Annotated in this window: 18 protein-coding genes; 7 read left to right on the top strand and 11 right to left on the bottom strand. The window is 66.4% G+C overall.

Annotation, left to right across the window (positions count from 1 at the left end):
- Positions 1–6: 6 nt before the first annotated feature.
- Positions 7–1,398 carry a DUF349 domain-containing protein gene (locus tag AAFP35_RS09685; RefSeq protein ID WP_419221357.1) on the top strand — a complete coding sequence of 464 codons (1,392 nt, stop codon included), beginning with the start codon at positions 7–9 and terminating at the stop codon, positions 1,396–1,398.
- Between the two features lie 26 nt (positions 1,399–1,424).
- Here AAFP35_RS09685 and AAFP35_RS09680 read toward each other — a convergent pair whose 3' ends face one another.
- Together AAFP35_RS09680 and miaB are read right to left on the bottom strand one after the other, a co-directional pair.
- The gene (locus tag AAFP35_RS09680; protein WP_419221356.1) at positions 1,425–2,012 is read right to left on the bottom strand and encodes a hypothetical protein; all 588 of its coding nucleotides are present in this window, start codon (positions 2,010–2,012) and stop codon (positions 1,425–1,427) included.
- Positions 2,012–3,481 (bottom strand): tRNA (N6-isopentenyl adenosine(37)-C2)-methylthiotransferase MiaB, encoded by a 1,470-nt coding sequence (gene miaB / locus AAFP35_RS09675; protein WP_419221561.1) that lies wholly within the window; start codon positions 3,479–3,481, stop codon positions 2,012–2,014. Before miaB ends, AAFP35_RS09680 begins: the two co-directional genes overlap by 1 nt.
- 226 nt (positions 3,482–3,707) lie before the next feature.
- On the opposite strand from miaB, the gene AAFP35_RS09670 reads away from it, so the two are divergent.
- The 4 genes from AAFP35_RS09670 to AAFP35_RS09655 are packed head-to-tail and all read left to right on the top strand — an operon-like array spanning position 3,708 to position 7,037.
- Positions 3,708–4,436, top strand: coding sequence for an amino acid ABC transporter ATP-binding protein (locus tag AAFP35_RS09670; protein WP_419221560.1), 729 nt, complete (start codon positions 3,708–3,710; stop codon positions 4,434–4,436).
- Position 4,437: 1 nt separating this feature from the next.
- A complete protein-coding gene (locus AAFP35_RS09665) occupies positions 4,438–5,433 on the top strand; it encodes a glutamate ABC transporter substrate-binding protein (protein WP_419221355.1) in 996 nt (331 codons plus the stop codon).
- Between the two features lie 36 nt (positions 5,434–5,469).
- Positions 5,470–6,153: an amino acid ABC transporter permease gene (locus AAFP35_RS09660; RefSeq protein WP_419221354.1), complete on the top strand. Its 684-nt coding sequence runs from the start codon at positions 5,470–5,472 to the stop codon at positions 6,151–6,153.
- Positions 6,150–7,037 (top strand): amino acid ABC transporter permease, encoded by an 888-nt coding sequence (locus AAFP35_RS09655; protein ID WP_419221353.1) that lies wholly within the window; start codon positions 6,150–6,152, stop codon positions 7,035–7,037. The genes AAFP35_RS09660 and AAFP35_RS09655 overlap by 4 nt, the downstream gene beginning before the upstream one ends.
- Before the next feature lie 32 nt (positions 7,038–7,069).
- On the opposite strand, the gene AAFP35_RS09650 is transcribed toward AAFP35_RS09655, so the two are convergent.
- The 7 genes from AAFP35_RS09650 to pgsA all read right to left on the bottom strand — a co-directional run bounded on the left by AAFP35_RS09650 (position 7,070) and on the right by pgsA (position 12,511).
- On the bottom strand, positions 7,070–7,585 hold the full coding sequence (locus AAFP35_RS09650) for a regulatory protein RecX (RefSeq protein ID WP_419221352.1): 516 nt from the start codon (positions 7,583–7,585) through the stop codon (positions 7,070–7,072).
- Positions 7,586–7,605: 20 nt separating this feature from the next.
- On the bottom strand, positions 7,606–8,649 hold the full coding sequence (gene recA / locus AAFP35_RS09645; RefSeq protein WP_419221351.1) for a recombinase RecA: 1,044 nt from the start codon (positions 8,647–8,649) through the stop codon (positions 7,606–7,608).
- A gap of 270 nt (positions 8,650–8,919) precedes the next feature.
- Positions 8,920–9,114 carry a DUF3046 domain-containing protein gene (locus AAFP35_RS09640; protein WP_419221350.1) on the bottom strand — a complete coding sequence of 65 codons (195 nt, stop codon included), beginning with the start codon at positions 9,112–9,114 and terminating at the stop codon, positions 8,920–8,922.
- Positions 9,115–9,143: 29 nt separating this feature from the next.
- On the bottom strand, positions 9,144–10,313 hold the full coding sequence (locus AAFP35_RS09635) for a glycosyltransferase (RefSeq protein WP_419221349.1): 1,170 nt from the start codon (positions 10,311–10,313) through the stop codon (positions 9,144–9,146).
- Between the two features lie 14 nt (positions 10,314–10,327).
- A complete protein-coding gene (locus AAFP35_RS09630; RefSeq protein ID WP_419221348.1) occupies positions 10,328–11,137 on the bottom strand; it encodes a PspA/IM30 family protein in 810 nt (269 codons plus the stop codon).
- 84 nt (positions 11,138–11,221) lie between these two features.
- The gene (locus AAFP35_RS09625; protein WP_419221347.1) at positions 11,222–11,584 is read right to left on the bottom strand and encodes a helix-turn-helix domain-containing protein; all 363 of its coding nucleotides are present in this window, start codon (positions 11,582–11,584) and stop codon (positions 11,222–11,224) included.
- Positions 11,585–11,803: 219 nt separating this feature from the next.
- Positions 11,804–12,511, bottom strand: a complete 708-nt coding sequence (gene pgsA / locus AAFP35_RS09620) for a CDP-diacylglycerol--glycerol-3-phosphate 3-phosphatidyltransferase (RefSeq protein WP_419221346.1) — start codon at positions 12,509–12,511, stop codon at positions 11,804–11,806.
- 168 nt (positions 12,512–12,679) lie between these two features.
- On the opposite strand from pgsA, the gene AAFP35_RS09615 reads away from it, so the two are divergent.
- Positions 12,680–13,201 (top strand): amino-acid N-acetyltransferase, encoded by a 522-nt coding sequence (locus AAFP35_RS09615; RefSeq protein ID WP_419221345.1) that lies wholly within the window; start codon positions 12,680–12,682, stop codon positions 13,199–13,201.
- Positions 13,202–13,277: 76 nt separating this feature from the next.
- Positions 13,278–13,562: a YciI family protein gene (locus AAFP35_RS09610; RefSeq protein WP_419221344.1), complete on the top strand. Its 285-nt coding sequence runs from the start codon at positions 13,278–13,280 to the stop codon at positions 13,560–13,562.
- Positions 13,563–13,584: 22 nt separating this feature from the next.
- On the opposite strand, the gene AAFP35_RS09605 is transcribed toward AAFP35_RS09610, so the two are convergent.
- Positions 13,585–14,571, bottom strand: coding sequence for a TerC family protein (locus tag AAFP35_RS09605; RefSeq protein WP_419221343.1), 987 nt, complete (start codon positions 14,569–14,571; stop codon positions 13,585–13,587).
- Between the two features lie 240 nt (positions 14,572–14,811).
- Positions 14,812–17,676: a DNA translocase FtsK 4TM domain-containing protein gene (locus AAFP35_RS09600; protein WP_419221342.1), complete on the bottom strand. Its 2,865-nt coding sequence runs from the start codon at positions 17,674–17,676 to the stop codon at positions 14,812–14,814.
- Between the last annotated feature and the right edge of the window lie 66 nt (positions 17,677–17,742).

The raw sequence follows: 17,742 nt of genomic DNA, 5'->3' as shown, positions 1-17,742 counted from the left end.
CTGCACATGACGAATCCGATCGACCCGACGACCACCAGTGATCCCTCGGCAGGCGCCGACACCGCCGCCGAGGCACCGAAACCACATCCGATCCCCAAACCGGGCCCCAAACCCGGACCGCGCCCGGGCCCGCCACCGCGTCCGGCGGAGATCCCGGCGGTCCCGACCCCCGTCCCGCATGGCGATCCCCACGAGTTCGGGCGCATCGACGCCGACGGTGTGGTGTGGCTCAAGACCGCGGGCGGCGAACGCGAGATCGGTTCCTGGCAGGCGGGCTCCATCGAGGACGGCCTCGCCCACTTCGCGCGCAAGTTCGACGACCTGGCCACCGAGGTGGAGATCCTCGAGGAACGTCTGGCCGCCCGGTCCGGTGATCCGCGCAAGGCACAGGCCGCCGCGCGGCATCTGCTGGATTCGCTGCCCACCGTCGCCGTGATCGGCGACGTCGCCGCCATCGAGGAACGTCTCACGGTGATCGTCGGCAGTGCCGACGAGGTCGCCGACTCCATCAAGGCCGAGCGAGAGCAGGCCCGCAGCGCCGCGATCGCCCGCAAGGAGGAACTGGCGGCCGAGGCCGAGCAGATCGGCGCCGACTCCACTCAGTGGAAGGTCGCCGGTGACCGGTTGCGCACGATCCTCGAGGAGTGGAAGACCATCAAGGGGGTCGACCGCAAGACCGACGATGCGCTGTGGAAGCGCTACGCGAAGGCACGCGATGCGTTCAATCGTCGACGCGGTGCGCACTTCGCCGAGCTCGACCGGGAACGCGCCGGGGCCAAGGCACGCAAGGAAGAGTTGATCACCCGCGCCGAGGAACTGTCCGGATCCACCGACTGGGGTCCCACGTCGGCCCTGTTCCGCGAACTACTCGCGGAGTGGAAGGCGGCCGGCCGCGCCCCGCGCGATTCCGACGACGCGCTCTGGCGACGGTTCAAGGCCGCCCAAGACGTCTTCTTCTCCGCCCGCAACGCTGCGTCGTCGGAACGCGACAGCGAGTACGCCGCCAACGGCGCGGCCAAGCGCGCGCTGCTCGACGACGCCGAGAAGAGCATCGATCCGGCCGCCGACCTCGAGGCCGCCCGCCGGGAGTTCCGGACGTTCCGCGACAAGTGGGACGAGATCGGCAAGGTGCCGCGCGACCAGATGAACAGTCTCGAGGGTCGGGCGAGGGCACTGGAGAAGCGGATCCGCGACGCCGAGGAGACTCAGTGGCAACGCACCGATCCGGAGGCGCAGGCCCGGGCGGCCCAGTTCGCCGACCGCGCCGCACAGTTCGAGGATCAGGCCCGCAAGGCCGACGAGCGTGGCAAGACGAAACAGGCCACCGAGCTACGCGAGCAGGCCGCCCAATGGCGGGAATGGGCCGACGCCGCGGCCAGCGCCATCGCCGACCGCTGACGCATCGGACCAGTGGTCGTCCGGTGTCAGTCGTCGGTGTCGGTCGTCTGCTCCGGTTTGTGCTGTAGCGACCGCAGCACGTCCTCGCGGGCGGCGGCCTCCTTGCGACGTTCTTCCTCCAAGGCCAGGTGGTAGGTGCTGCGCGCCCACACCACACGTGCCCAGTGAAAGGTCAGCACGAGCGCGGCCAACCATCCGAGGATCAGGCCGATCCCGACTCCCGAGGGCGGTTCGACACCGCCGACGCCCGGGGTGTTGCGCGACCACCAGGCAAGCATGCCCGCCACGCAGGAGACGGCGCTGCCGCACAGCGCGATCCAGGCGACGATCCACCGCCGGGTGAGCAGGGCGAGCACCGACGCGCCGATCCCGAAGATCACGAGCAGGTAGACGAAGACCTTCGAGGTGATGGTGACGCGTTCGGCGACCGCATCCGGCGAGAAGGTCAGGACGTCGATGCCGCTCGCGGTCCCGGTGTGCGGCAGGATCAGCGACAGGATGGCCACGAGCACGGCCACCGCCACGACGACCGCACGTGCGCCCGGATCGATCTCGCCCGCGACCTTCCGTTCGGCCTTGCGTAGGTCTCCCTCGTATTCGGCGAACTCGGCCATCACTCGCACCCTCCCCCACAGCTGGCACCGACCGGTTCGGGCGCAGCGACTCCAATCGTCGGCATGCCGAGCCCGACACCCACCGGAGGTGTCGTCGGCGTGCGGCTCGCCTCATGCGCGTCGCCGGCCCGGGTACGACGATGGGTGACCACACCGGCGTCGGCGATCAGGTGGTGCGGTGCAGCTCCGGTCACCTGGGTGGTGACCACGTCTCCGGGCCGGATCGTCTCCACGCCGTGTCGCTCGTCGGTCGCGAAGTGCACCAGCCGACCATCGCGTGCGCGACCGGTCATGCGGTGCGAATGCGCGGACTTGCGGCCGTCGTCGGCCACCACCAGCAGTTCCACGTCGGTTCCGACGAGTGCCCGGTTCTCGGACAGACAGATCTCTTCCTGCAGGGCGATCAGACGCTGATACCGGTCGGCGACGACGTCCGGCGGAACCTGATCGTCCATCGTCGCGGCGGGCGTGCCCGGCCGCGGCGAGTACTGGAAGGTGAATGCGCTGGAGAACCGTGCGGCCGCAACGACTTCCAGGGTCTGCTGGAAGTCCTCCTCGGTCTCGCCCGGGAACCCGACGATGATGTCGGTGGTGATCGCCGCATGCGGCATCGCGGCACGAACCTTCTCGAGGATGCCGAGGAACTTACGTCGACGGTAGGAGCGTCGCATCGTCTTGAGGATGCGGTCCGACCCGGACTGCAACGGCATGTGCAGTTGTGGGCAGACATTCGGGGTCTGCGCCATCGCATCGATCACGTCGTCGGTGAACTCGGCGGGATGCGGGGAGGTGAACCGTACGCGCTCGAGCCCGTCGATGTCACCGCAGGCTCGCAACAGTTCAGCAAACGCACCTCGATTGCGCGGCTGGTCGGGGTCGGCGAACGACATGCCGTAGGCGTTGACGTTCTGACCGAGCAGCGTGACCTCCATCACACCTTGATCCACGAGTGCCTGCACCTCGGCGAGCACGTCACCGGGCCGACGATCGACCTCTTTGCCGCGCAGCGATGGCACGATGCAGAACGTGCAGGTGTTGTTGCAGCCGACCGAGACCGAGACCCAGCCCGAATATGCGGAGTCCCGCTTGGCCGGCAAGGTCGACGGGAACCGCTCGAGCGAATCGAGGATCTCCACCTGAGCGGACTCGTTGTGTCGCGCCCGGTCGAGCAGTGCGGGCAACGAACCGATGTTGTGTGTGCCGAACACCACATCGACCCACGGCGCCTTGCGCAGCACCACGTCCTTGTCCTTCTGTGCCAGACACCCGCCGACAGCGATCTGCATGCCCGGTCGCTCCGACTTGACCGGGGCGAGGTGCGAGAGGTTGCCGTAGAGCTTGTTGTCGGCGTTCTCGCGGATCGCACAGGTGTTGAACACCACCAGGTCCGCATCCCCGTCGTCGTCGGCCTTCACGTACCCGGCGTCTTCGAGTAGACCGGCGATCCGCTCCGAATCGTGCACGTTCATCTGGCAGCCATAAGTGCGAACCTGATAACGGCGGGCGGGTGCGGCACTGATACTCACTCGATACAGGGTACTGGCCAGGGCAAATCGCGTTTCCGACACTCGCCAGGCCGATGAACAGGACGCGCTGCCCCCGACCACACTAGGGTCATCATCTATGACCGATTCGCCCAGCGACGATTCTGCGCCAGCCGGACTGACGACAGGAACGACGAACACCGCCAAGCCGATGATCGTCATGAAGGACGTGCAGAAGCACTTCGGTGCGCTGCACGTGCTCCGCGACATCGACCTCGAGGTCCCCAGCGGGCAGGTCGTCGTGGTCCTGGGACCGTCGGGTTCGGGTAAGTCGACCTTGTGCCGCACCATCAACCGGCTCGAGCCCATCGACAGCGGCGAGATCTACATCGAAGGGAACCTGCTGCCCGAGGAGGGCCGTGATCTGGCCCGGCTGCGCGCCGACGTCGGAATGGTCTTCCAGTCGTTCAATCTGTTCGCGCACAAGACAATTCTGGAGAATGTGACCCTCGCGCCGACGAAGGTCCGCAAGCAGAGCAAGGCCGATGCACGCAAGCGTGCGCTCGAACTCCTCGAGCGCGTGGGCATCGCGAGCCAGAAGGACAAGTACCCCGCGCAGCTCTCCGGCGGACAGCAGCAGCGTGTGGCGATCGCACGCTCGTTGGCGATGGCGCCCAAGGTCATGTTGTTCGACGAACCGACGTCTGCGCTCGACCCCGAGATGGTCAACGAGGTACTCGACGTCATGGTGTCACTCGCCAAAGAAGGCATGACGATGATCGTGGTGACCCACGAGATGGGCTTCGCCCGTCGAGCCGCGGATCGGGTCATCTTCATGGCCGACGGGGCGATCGTGGAGGACTCGGATCCGGAGAGCTTCTTCTCGGCCCCGAAGTCCGAGCGCGCGCGCGATTTCCTCGGCAAGATCCTGGGCCACTGAGATGCGCAAGTCTGCAACGACCCTCGGAGCCGTCACCGCGGCGTTGGCGTTGATCGCCGCGACGCTGGCCGGCTGCGGCAATTCCGAGCCCCGGAACCTCGTCGACTCCATCCGCAGCGGGTCGGTCGTCCTGGGCACCAAGTACGACCAACCCGGACTGGGGATCCGCAATCCGGACAAGTCGGTGACCGGGTTCGACCCGTCGGTGTCCACCTATGTGGTCAACCACATGGCCGACGAGATGGGCGTACCTCATCCGAAGATCACCTGGAAGGAAACGCCGTCTGCCCAACGCGAGACGCTGATCGACAACGGCGAGGTCGACATGATCGCCGCCACCTACTCGATCACGTCCGCACGCGCCAAGCGGGTGGACTTCGCCGGCCCGTACCTGATCAACTACCAGGGTCTGTTGGTGCGCGAGGACGACGATTCGATCCAGACACTCACCGATCTCAATTCGGGCAAGAAACTGTGTTCGGTCACCGGTTCGACCCCCGCGCAGAACGTGAAGGCCCAACTGCCGTCGGTGCAGTTGCAGGAATACGACTCCTACTCGTCGTGTGTGGAGGCGTTGCGCCGCGGCAAGGTGGACGCGTTGACCACCGATGAGGTGATCCTCGCCGGGTACGCGGCCTTCTTCCCGGACGAGTTCAAACTCGTGAGCATGTCGTACCCGAAGGACGCGTGTGTGAAGGATGCCCTGAAGACGGCGGGCACACCGTTCTCGACCGAGTACTACGGCATCGGTATGGCGAAGGAGTATCCCGAGTCGGTGGCCAAGGTCAACGAGGCGCTCAAGGCGATGATGGTCGACGGACCTGACGGCCGCTCGCCGTGGGACAACGCCCTCCGCGACGCGATCGGCGACGAAGAGGTCGACTCGATGATCGCTCGCGCCGATGCTCCCGGTTCGCGGTACAAGTTCACCCCGAATCCCGGAGATCTCGGTTTTCTCGACTCCACCTCCACACCGTGCCCGCCGGGGCTGAGCTGACATGACCGCGAGAGAAACGAAGGGGGCTGATCGCCGGTGAGTGAACTCTGGGCGGACATGGGTCCACAGCTGTGGCCCGCGTTCTGGGTGACCCTCAAACTGACGTTCTTCTCCGCGATCGGCGCGTTGATCTGGGGAACGATCCTCGCGGGCATGCGCGTGTCGCCGGTGCCCGTGATGCGCCGGTTCGCCGGGATCTACGTCAACATCGTCCGGAACACCCCGTTGACGCTGATCGTGCTGTTCTGCTCGATCGGTCTCTATCAGAACCTCGGGCTGACGTTGGCTCCGGAGAACGAGAACTTCATCGAGAACAACAACTTCTGGCTCGCCGTACTCGGCTTCATTCTCTACACGGCGACGTTCGTGTGCGAGACGCTGCGCTCGGGTTTCAACACGGTACCGATGGGTCAGGCCGAGGCGGCCCGTTCGTTGGGTCTGACCTTCATGCAGGTCTTCGGGATCGTCGTACTGCCGCAGGCGATCCGGTCGGTGATCGGCCCGCTCGGTAGCGTCCTGATCGCTCTGACGAAGAACACCACGATCGCGTCGGTCATCGGCGTCGCCGAGGCGTCGCTGCTCATGAAGGAGGAGATCGAGACGTACTCCGACCAGATCATCGCGGTGTTCATCATCATCGCGATCGGCTTCATGATCATCACCCTGGCCGAGGGCTTCGTCTTCGGATACCTGGCCAAGCGACTGGCGGTGAAGCGATGAGCGCCGACGCCACCGTCCTCTACGACGCCCCCGGACCGCGGGCACGGCTGCGTAACCGGCTGGTCGCGGTGGCGTTCATCGCCATCCTGGTCGCGGTGCTCGCCTACGTAATCTACATCCTGGCCGGCAATGATCAGCTGACCTCGGAGAAGTGGAATCCGTTCGTCAAGTCCACGACGTGGACGACCTACATCCTGCCCGGACTCTGGGGCACGCTGAAGGCGGCGGTGCTGTCGATCATCCTGGCGTTGCTGCTGGGTGCGGTGCTGGGTATCGGCAGGCTCTCCGACCATGCTTGGGTCCGCGCCATCGCCGGACTGCTCGTCGAGGTGTTCCGCGCCATCCCGGTGCTGATCCTGATGATCTTCACCTACTACCTCTACGCCGACTACGCGATCTTCCCGTCGTCTCAGTTGGCCTTCGCGGCCGTGGTCACCGGTCTGACCCTGTACAACGGTTCGGTCATCGCGGAGATCCTGCGCTCCGGGATCAATTCGTTGCCGAAGGGCCAGACCGAGGCATCGATGGCGCTGGGACTGCGCAAGTCCCAGATGATGCGGATCATCCTGCTCCCCCAGGCCGTGACCGCGATGTTGCCCGCGCTGATCTCCCAGATGGTCATCGCGCTCAAGGACAGCGCCCTCGGATACGCGATCGGCTACGTCGAAGTGGTCCGTTCGGGAATCCAGTCGGCGTCGTACTACGGCAACTATCTGCCCGCGCTGATCGTGGTCGCGGTGGTGATGATCGTCATCAACTTCGGGCTGTCGTCACTGGCAACGTTCATCGAGGGACGGCTCCGGCGCGGGGCGCGCCACACCGATGTCGCCGACGCCGACACGACCGACATCGCTGCGGCGGAGAACATCCCGTTCGGCCGGTGATCGGGCTCGAGTCGACACCGGCTCGCGCCCGATCAGGCCAGGGCTTCGTCGAGCGACTCGTTGACCACGTCGATCGACATCGCCTGCGGATAGCCACGGCGCAACAGCATCCCGACGAGTCGACGAAACAGCTTGTCACGCATCGCCGGATCGTCGTGTAGTCGGTCCAGCTGGGCGGGCGTCAGTTTCTTCTCGACCAGCTCTGCCGCCACCGCCCGCTCGTCGGCGGGATCGACCTCGGCGAGCGCCGACTCGATGGTGCCGGCATCGACGCCCTTGGCTCGTAGCTCGTGACGCAACGCGACACGTCCGCGCGCCGAGTTGGTACCGCGCGCACGGACCCATTCGGCGGCGAAATCCTCGTCGTCGACGAGATGGTGCTTGTCCAGACGGATCAGCACATCGTCGATCGTCTCGGCGTCGAACCCCTTGCGTGCGAGACGGTCCCGGATCTCGTGCCGTGAACGTGCGCGGACCCCGAGGAGTCGGAGTGCCGCGTCCCAGGCGCTGGGACCGGTCCGTTCCTCGGGGTCCGGTGTCGTACTCATCGAGCGTCGGTTCCGGGAGGTCAGAACTCCACCGGCGCCGGTGCGACATCGTCGGCGTCGACGACGGCACCGATACCGAGCTTCTCCTTGATCTTCTTCTCGATCTCGTCACGGATGTCGTCGTTTTCGATCAGGAACTTGCGGGCGTTCTCCTTGCCCTGACCGAGCTGATCACCCTCGTAGGTGAACCACGAACCGGACTTGCGGATGAAGCCCTCGGCGACACCCATGTCGATCAGCGATCCCTCCTTGCTGATGCCGTGTCCGTACAGGATGTCGAACTCGGCCTGCTTGAACGGCGGGGCCACCTTGTTCTTGACGATCTTCACGCGTGTGCGGTTGCCGACCGCGTCGGTTCCGTCCTTGAGGGTCTCGATGCGCCGGACATCAAGGCGGACAGAGGAATAGAACTTCAGAGCCTTACCACCGGTGGTGGTCTCCGGCGAGCCGAACATCACGCCGATCTTCTCGCGGAGCTGGTTGATGAAGATCGCGGTGGTCTTCGAGTTGTTCAGCGCCGAGGTCATCTTGCGCAGCGCCTGACTCATCAGACGAGCCTGCAGACCGACGTGGCTGTCGCCCATCTCACCCTCGATCTCGGCCTTCGGCACCAGCGCGGCAACCGAGTCGATCACCAGGATGTCGAGCGCGCCGGACCTGATCAGCATGTCCGCGATCTCGAGTGCCTGCTCGCCGGTGTCGGGCTGAGAGACCAGCAGCGCGTCGGTGTCCACACCGAGCTTCGCCGCGTAGTCGGGGTCGAGGGCGTGCTCGGCGTCGATGAAGGCGGCGATCCCACCGGCCGCCTGAGCGTTGGCGACCGCATGCAGCGCGACGGTGGTCTTACCCGACGATTCCGGTCCGTAGATCTCCACGACGCGGCCACGCGGCAGACCGCCGATCCCCAGCGCGACGTCGAGGGAGATCGATCCCGTCGGGATCACCTCGATGGGCTGACGGGTCTCCTCGCCGAGGCGCATGACCGAACCCTTGCCGAAGTTCTTGTCGATCTGGGCGAGGGCCAGATCGAGCGCCTTCTCCCGATCCTGGGGTGCAGCTGCCATGGGGTTCTCCTCCGAACTGTCCGCCGGTGATCCGGACGGATGCTGTGTGGGTCTGGGGTGTCGGCTGACGTGTTCTGCACGCTAGCCGGAGGGTCCGACAAATCTCGTTCGCCCGATCTCGTCGTCGCCTTGGGTGACTCTCACGCATTGCCGACTCTCATGCATTGGACGTTCGCGACTCGTGCCCGGTTCCGTCACCCACAACAATGAACGAACATGTGTTCGATGGCAAGTGTGACACGCCGCGCGTCGGCGGGGGTTCGGCGACGCCTACCAGCGGTCGCGCGGCACGTCGAAGTCACGGCAGATCGCCACCCAGACGTCGCGCGGATCGACCCCGTCCTCGATCGCCTGTGCGCCGGTTCGCCCGCCGAACTCCAACAGCACGTGATCCACGAGGATCGAATCGGCGGACTGCTGCCCGAACTCCTCGGTGATCAACTCGGTGAACTCCGTCAGACGCACGCGGCCAGACTACCGACGTCGGCGCCGGGCTACCTCCCGAGGATCCGCCGCACCACCCGGACGGGGTCGACGACCGATCCAGCGGTCGCCGCCGCCCGACGGGCCGCGGCGCCGTGGGCCGGATCGGTGAGCACCTCGCGGGCCGCCGCGCCGATGGCGTCGGCCGACACCGGCCGTACCAGTCGCCCGCTCCCCTGCCGCTGCACGCGATTGGCCAACTCCCACTGATCCCCGCCGCCCGGGACGGTGACCACCGGGACACCTGCCGACAGCGCTTTGGCGAGCATCCCGTGCCCGCCACCGCAAATCACCAGATCCGCCTCCGGCAGGATGTCGTCCTGTCGCGCGGTACCGACGACCACGGCCTCGTCGACGCTCGTCCCGGTGGGCGGATCGAGCGCCGAGACCACAACGCGCACAGGCATTCCCAAGACCTCGGGGCGCAACGCGGCAAGCGTCTGTGCAGCCATGTCCGCGGCACCGGTGACGGCCGTGGACGGCGCGACGAGCACGAGCCGATCCGATCCGGCCGGGCGATCGAAGACCTCGTCGGTCGGTTCCCACAGCAGTGGGCCGACGAGGTGCGTGCGATCCGGCCAGTCCGGACGACGGACCTCCAGTGCGGGCAACGTGGCGACGAACCGTGCGGTCGGCCGGTCACCGAGGCCGGTCAGTCCGATCGCCTCACGGGCCATCACACGTTGACGCTCGCCCTGGCGCAACGACAGGCCGGTGGCCGCCCGCATCAGCCGATCACGCAGTCGTCCCGACCATCCGGTACCGGGTTCGAGTCCGGCACCGATCGGCGGCAGACCCCGTGACGGGCGGTAGAGCGGATGCGGGGACAACTCGATCCAGTCGATTCCGACGAGTTCGGCGGCCCACCCACCGCCGACGGTGATGACGTCGCAGACGACCAACTCGACGCGGTCGTCGATCAGGCGTGGCGCCAACGATTCCGCGATCCGTGCCGCACGCAGGCTCAGCTTGGCGCCGGCATCCGTGTCGTCGTCGCCGTCGACGAGTGCCAGCCCCGGCAGTTCGCGGACGTCCAGACCGCGCTCACCGGCCGGGCCGCACCACTGCGCCCCGGTGTACACGATGGTGCCGATGCCCTCGCCCACCAACCGTTCGGCCAGCGCGAAAGCCGGAAAGGCATGCCCCGCATCAGGTCCCGCGACGATGGCGACGTTCGCCACGCCACCGGTCTGGTTCAGTTGCCTGCCTGCGGAGGCTGTTCGGCCGAGGGCGGGGCCGGCTGAGATGCCGGCTGTGCGGCCGGGGTCTCGGACGCCGGCAGCGACCCCTGCATGCTGGCACGGATCTGTTCCAGACGTGCGTGACCCGCCATCTGGACACCCGCCTGCTCGACCTCCTGCATACGGCCCTGCACGGTGTTCTTCGCCAGTTCGGCCTGCCCCAGTGCATTGGCGTAACGACGCTCGATCTTGTCGCGCACCTGGTCGAGGTTGGGGGTGTTGCCGGGGACGGCGAGCTCGCTCATCTGGTTGAGAGACGAACTGACCTGCTCCTGCATCTTGGCCTGCTCGAGCTGGGTCAGGAGCTTCGAGCGTTCGGCCAACTTCTGCTGGAGCATCATCGCGTTGCGCTCGACAGCCTGCTTGGCCTGCTCGGCTGCCTGCAGCGACTGATCGTGCAGCGCCTTGAGATCTTCGACACTCTGCTCGGCGGTGACGAGCTGCGCGGCGAACGCCTCGGCGGCGTTGGTGTACTCCTGCGCCTTGGCGGCGTCGCCCGCGGTGTTCGCCTGATCGGCCAGGGTGAGCGCCTGCCGGGTGTTGGCCTGTAGCTTCTCGATCTCCTCGAGTTGCCGGTTGAGCTTCATCTCCAACTGACGTTGGTTGCCGATGACCGACGCGGCCTGCTGCGACAAGGCCTGGTGCTGACGCTGCGCTTCCTCGATCGCCTGCTGGATCTGGATCTTCGGATCTGCGTTCTCGTCGATCTTCGCGTTGCCGAGTGCCATCATGTAGCGCCACAACTTCACGAACGGATTCGCCATTACTGCGTCAACTCCATTCCCGGGACGGGGTTCGGTGCGGTGTGTAACCAATCTAGCCGAGCAGGTGCGGGCCGCGTATACCGATCAGGCGGCCGCGAGCGCTGCGGCCTCGGAACGGCCTGCGGGTCCGGGGATGACGACCTTCGCGTCGAGTACGGCCATGTCGGCGTCGGCGACGACACCGGAGTCGTTCGCCCCGACCAGCTCGTCGGCCGTCGGCCGCATCGCGTGTCCGATGTCGAGCAGCAAGTCGGCGATCTCCACGTCCAATGCCTCACAGATGGCCGCCAGCAATTCGCTGGAGGCCTCCTTCTGTCCACGTTCCACCTCGGACAGGTAGCCCAGGCTCACGCGGGCATCGGTGGACACCTCACGCAGGGTACGGCCCTGTGCGGTGCGGGCCCGGCGCAGGCTGTCGCCCAGCGCCTCTCGCAGTAGCACTGCCATCGAGTGTCCTCCTCACTGCTGCAATCCCGACACATTCGCCAAAGTGACAACGCGCGATGTGCCGCGTCCGTTCCCGGCACCGGATTCTCGTCGGCGATCTCGCCGGTCGGTCACCCAACGCCTGTGCCGACGACAGTAGTCGAATATCCCGGCCGGTGCCGCTCGGTTTCGACGCGCGTCGACCGTTGCGCCGAGGGCGAACAGGGCCGGTGACGAGGTTCAGCGTCCGGGCGCGTCGGTGGCCTGTCCGTCGGTCGACCGACCCGGATCGACCACCTGCCGGGGAGCGCGGGTCGAGCGGTTGCGTAATCGCACCGCCTGCCACACGTAGTCGAGGCCGGTCACCACGGTGACCACCAGGGCGAGCCCCATCACCACGCCCGCGGCGATCTGCCACACACCGTCGAGCGGTAGCAGGTACAGGCCGATCGCCACTGCCTGCAGCAGTGTCTTGAGCTTGCCCCCACGACTGGCCGGGATGACCCCGTGGCGCAGGACCCAGAACCGTAGGGCGGTGACCCCGAGTTCGCGGGCGAGGATGACGATGGTGACCCACCACGGCAGATCACCCAGGATCGACAGACCGATGAGCGCGGCACCGATCAGCGCCTTGTCGGCGATCGGGTCGGCCATCTTGCCGAAGTCGGTGATCAGACCACGCTCACGTGCCAGCCGGCCGTCGTATCGATCGGTGATGGCGGCAATCGCGAAGATCACCGTGGCCACGATCCGCCACGCGGTGTCGTGGCCGCCACCGATGAAGAGTGCGGCGACGAACACCGGGACCAGAACGATCCGGAAGACGGTGAGCGCGTTGGCGATGTTGAGCAATGGCACAGGGTCGACGGGATCGGTGATGTGGTCGGGACCGCGGCCCGCCGCAGCGAGCCCCTTCTCCTCGACGGTGCGGCGCATCCGTTCGGTCATGACGGTCCGACCGATCGTGACCGGGCCACGACCCGGCAGAACTCCATGCGCACGCCTCCAGGGTATCGACCGGGTCGACGACACCGCTTCGCCAGGTCGCACTGGTCGCCACCCGGGGCGGAAATACCGCATGCGAACCGGTCTCGTGCCCGACTACTGTGTGTTGCCATGTCCTCTGTCTCGCCTGATCCGGAAGAGGCGGTGGTCCGTCGGGCACGTACCTCCGACGTGCCCCGGATCAAGGAACTCATCGATCAGTACGCGGGTCGCATCCTGTTGGAGAAGAATCTCGTCACCCTGTACGAGGCCGTGCAGGAGTTCTGGGTCGCCGACATCGGCGGTGAGGTGGTCGGTTGCGGTGCGCTGCACGTGCTCTGGGCCGACCTCGGCGAGGTCCGCACGGTCGCCGTCGACACCGCCCATGCAGGCCGTGGCATCGGTCACCAACTGGTCGACCGGCTGATGGCGGTCGCCCGCGAACTCCAGCTGTCCCGGGTCTTCGTGCTCACCTTCGAGACCTCGTTCTTCGGCCGACACGGCTTCGCCGAGATCCAGGGCACCCCGGTCACCCGCGAGGTGTTCGAGGAGATGTGCCGCTCCTACGACACAGGTGTCGCCGAGTTCCTCGACCTCAGCTACGTGAAGCCGAACACCCTCGGCAACACCCGGATGCTCGCGACGCTCGACTGACCGAATCCGCGGCGAATCCCGACCGGGACACCATTCGTCCGCGCAGACTCACGACCGATCAGACAGGAGACCCTCGATGGCGATCTTCGCCGTGCACTACACCTACACCCCGGCCAAGGCTGCGATCCGCGACGAACACCGGCCACTGCACCGCGCGTGGCTCGGCGAGGAATACGACGCCGGCAATGTGCTCGCGACCGGCCCCTACCCGGACGGCACCGGCGCGTTGCTCCTCATCCGCGCCGACAGCCTCGACGGTGCGGAGACATTCATGGCCAACGACCCGTTCCAGGCGCATCGCGCCGTCGACGGCATCCGCATCGTCGAGTGGACTCAGGTGAAGGGCCCGTTCGCCGACTGAGCCCGCCACCCGAGTCCCCCGGTCACGACTTCGCGTTCTCCGAACGTCTGGCCGAGACCAGGCTCGTGACCGTCGTGATCACCAGGGTCAGCACGATGACACTCAACGACACGGCGGTGCTGATCTCGGGCACCGACACATGCTCGCCACCGTTGATGAACGGCAGTGTGTTCTCGTGCAGGGCGTGCAGCACCAGCTTGACCCCGATGAAGGCGAGGATGAACGCCAGCCCGTAGGACAGGTGCACCAACTTGTCGAGCAATCCGCCGAGTAGGAAGAACAGCTGGCGAAGGCCCATGAGCGCGAAGGCGTTCGCCGTGAACACCAGGTACGGCTCCTGGGTGAGCCCGTAGATGGCCGGGATCGAGTCGAGGGCGAACAGCACATCGGTGAACCCGATGACGACGAGCACCATCAGCATCGGGGTGGCCAAGCGCTTCCCGTTGGCCCGGGTGAACAGTTTGTCGCCGTCGTAGGTGTCCGAGGTGCGCAGCACCTTCTTGACGAGGCGCTCCGTCCGGCTCTCCCGAGCTTCCTCGTGCTCGACCGGATCGTCGCTCTCACTGACGAGTTTCACCGCGGTGTAGATCAGGATCGCGCCGAACAGATAGAAGACCCAGCTGTATGCGTTGATGGCGGCTGCGCCCAGTGCGATGAAGATGCCGCGCATCACCAGCGCCATCAGGATGCCGAGCAGCAAGACCTTCTGCTGATACTCCCGGGGCACCGCGAACTTCGACATGATGATGACGAAGACGAACAGATTGTCGACCGACAATGCCTTCTCGGTCACGTAACCGGCGAAATACTCACCGCCGAACGTGCCGCCCCACTTCCACCACACGAAGAGTCCGAACAGGACGGCGATCGAGATGTACACCGCCGACCACGTTCCGGATTCCTTGAGGGACGGGGCGTGGGGCACCCGGACATGGGCAAAGAAGTCGAAGACGAACAGGCCCAGGATCACCACACAGGTGACGATCCAGACCGTTGCCGAAACATCCATGGAAATGATCTCCTCCAGCGCGCAGCACAAGGTTGCGATGCCAGAGGTCTCTCCCGCCGGAACGGATCACCTGTTCCGACCGACGAATCCGGGCCGTCCCCGTCGGCGATGATCGGCATCGTGACAGGGAAGCGACCGTATTGACGGAAACGCCGCGAGATCGGGGATACTCCCCTCTTCGATCGTGGATCAGCCTAGTACACGTTGAGCCCCGCCCGCAGCAGGGCGCACCGCAACGCGCTACTCCCCTGCGTCTTCGTCGCCGCCACCGCCGGTGATGGACGTGATCACACCCGCGAGATCCTCCGGCTTCACGAGCACCTCGCGCGCCTTGGAGCCCTCGCTGGGGCCGACCACCCCGCGCGTTTCCATCAGGTCCATCAGGCGCCCGGCCTTGGCAAATCCGACACGCAGTTTGCGCTGCAGCATCGACGTCGAGCCGAACTGACTCGACACCACCAACTCGATCGCCTGCAACAGATCGTCGAGGTCGTTTCCGATGTCGCCGTCGATGTCCTTCTTGTCGCCGGCCTTTGCGGTGGTGACGCCCTCGGTGTACTCCGGTTCGCTCTGCTCGCGGGTGAAGTCGACGACGGCCTGGATCTCTTCGTCGGTGATGAAGGCACCTTGCATACGGATCGGCTTGTTGGCGCCCATCGGCAGGAACAGTCCGTCACCCATGCCGATCAGCTTCTCGGCACCCGGCTGGTCGAGGATGACCCGAGAGTCGGTCAACGACGATGTCGCGAATGCCAGCCGCGACGGCACGTTCGTCTTGATCAGACCGGTCACCACGTCCACGGAGGGTCGCTGGGTGGCGAGCACCAGGTGGATACCGGCGGCACGGGCCTTCTGCGTGATACGGACGATCGCGTCTTCCACGTCTCTCGGCGCGGTCATCATCAGGTCGGCGAGCTCATCGACGATGGCCAGGATGTAGGGGTACGGCTTGTAGACGCGTTCGGAACCCAGCGGTGTGGTGATCTCGCCGGAACGGACCTTGGAGTTGAAGTCGTCGATGTGTCGCACCCGCGACGCCTTCATGTCCTGGTAGCGCTGTTCCATCTCCTCGACCAGCCACGCCAGGGCCGCCGCAGCCTTCTTCGGCTGCGTGATGATCGGCGTGATCAGGTGCGGAATCCCCTCGTACGGCGTCAATTCCACCATCTTCGGGTCGATCAGGATCATGCGCACGTCTTCGGGCGTGGCCCGCGAGAGCAGCGACACCAGCATCGAGTTGACGAAACTCGACTTACCCGAGCCGGTAGAACCGGCCACCAGCAGGTGGGGCATCTTCGCCAGGTTGGCACTGACGAACTCGCCCTCGATGTCCTTGCCCAACCCGATGACCAGCGGATGGGTGTCCTTGCGCGTCTTGGGAGCCTTGAGGACGTCGGCCAGCCGCACCATCTCGCGGTCGCTGTTGGGCACCTCGATGCCGACCGCGGACTTACCCGGGATCGGCGCCAGCAACCGCACGTTGTCGGTGGCCACCGCGTAGGCGATGTTGCGTTGCAGCGCAGTGATCTTCTCCACCTTCACGCCGGGTCCGAGTTCCACCTCGTAGCGCGTCACGGTGGGCCCACGGGTGTAGCCGGTGACCGCCGCATCGATCTTGAACTGTTCCATGACACCGGTGATCCGATCGATCATCTCGTCGTTGGAACGGCCGCCCTGCTTGGGCGGCTCTCCGTCGATCAGCAGACTCGACGGCGGCAGGTGATAGTCACCGTCCCCGGGCGGCGTGACCGGCACGACCGGCTCGGAGGTCTCTTCGGCCACCGGTGTGGGCGCCGCGTGCGGTCGAGTCGGTTTCGGCTTCTTCGGGCTCGTCCGCCGCGGCGCGGGTGCCGGCTCGTCGTCGACCTCGATCTGTTCGGTGATCTCGTCGTCGAGCGGGACCGTGGTCGCCGCGGCGAAATCGGCGGCATCCACATCGGGGTCGACGGGTCGACGGCGCCTGCGTCTGCGCACGGGCTCGGCGTCGGGTGGGTAATTACTGTAGGGATCCGACGAGTACCCGGACCGCGAGTCGAACACCTCGGTGACCTGCTCCGCCGGTTCCGAGTTGTCGGCATCGTCCTCGTCCTCGGCGAGGTCGTCGTCGAGATCGTCCCACGGGGCGGAATCGGTACGGGCCATGCCCAGTCCGAGGTATCCGGTGATCCCGTCGATGACCTCTCGCACCGTCATACCGGTGAGCACCAAGGCGCCGAACGCGATGCAGAGCACCAGAACCGGGACCGAGATCCAGGCTGTGACACCGTTGGTCAACGGCGTACCGACCGCGAACCCGAGGAAACCGCCTGCCTCCGACCGTCCGGGGAAGTCCACCGGCGCGCCGCCGACCAGGTGCACGAGGCCCAGGATCGGCAGCACGATCAGGAGTCCGGCCCCCAGGTAGCGTGCCCGGCGGTGCGGATTCGGCGGACGACGCATCAAGATGACCGCGATGGCCAGCAGCGCGAGCGGGACGACGACCGCGCCGACGCCCACGATCGCCCGGATCAGGGCATCGATGAACGCACCCACCGGCCCGGCCGCGCCGAACCAGACGCTGGCCGCGACCAGCAGTGCCAGCGCCAACAGGCCCAGGGCCACACCATCTCGACGATGCGAATGTCCGGCCAGATCCGCGCGCGGCTGCGCCGCCGGACGTCGGCGACCCGCGCTGCGGCCCGTGTCCTCGACGATCGGTCCGTCGAGATCGAACCCCTCGTCGTCGGCGTCTGCGGGCTCCTCGTCGACATACCGTCCGGCGCGCGGGTCGTCGGCGTGCGCGGAACTCGCCCGTGCCAGGCTGCCGACACCTCGAGCCATCAGTGACCAACCGGCGCCCAGACCGCGACCGACCGCGGACGCGCCGGTGGCGGCCACCGAACGACGATGGATGTCCGCGGACGCGTCGGCCCGACGGCTCGGCGTCGACGACCGGCCGCTGCGCGATGACCCACTCCGTGAACTCGACGCACGGCCCCCCGAGGAGCCGCGTGACGTGGACGAACGCGCGCCGGTACTGCGTGTCCCGCGGGTACCAGACTTCGTGGTGCCTGCGGTCGCGCGCGAGGTCGTCTTTCGCGCACCCGTGGTTGCTTTCGAAGCCATGCCCGACAGCCTAGTCGGCACCCGTCACGTGAGTCACATGGGCAACACTGGCAACGCGATTGTGTG

Source organism: Gordonia sp. CPCC 206044 (genome assembly GCF_048537895.1).
Classification (GTDB): Bacteria; Actinomycetota; Actinomycetes; order Mycobacteriales; family Mycobacteriaceae; genus Gordonia.
This window is presented reverse-complemented; position numbering and strand designations above follow the sequence as displayed.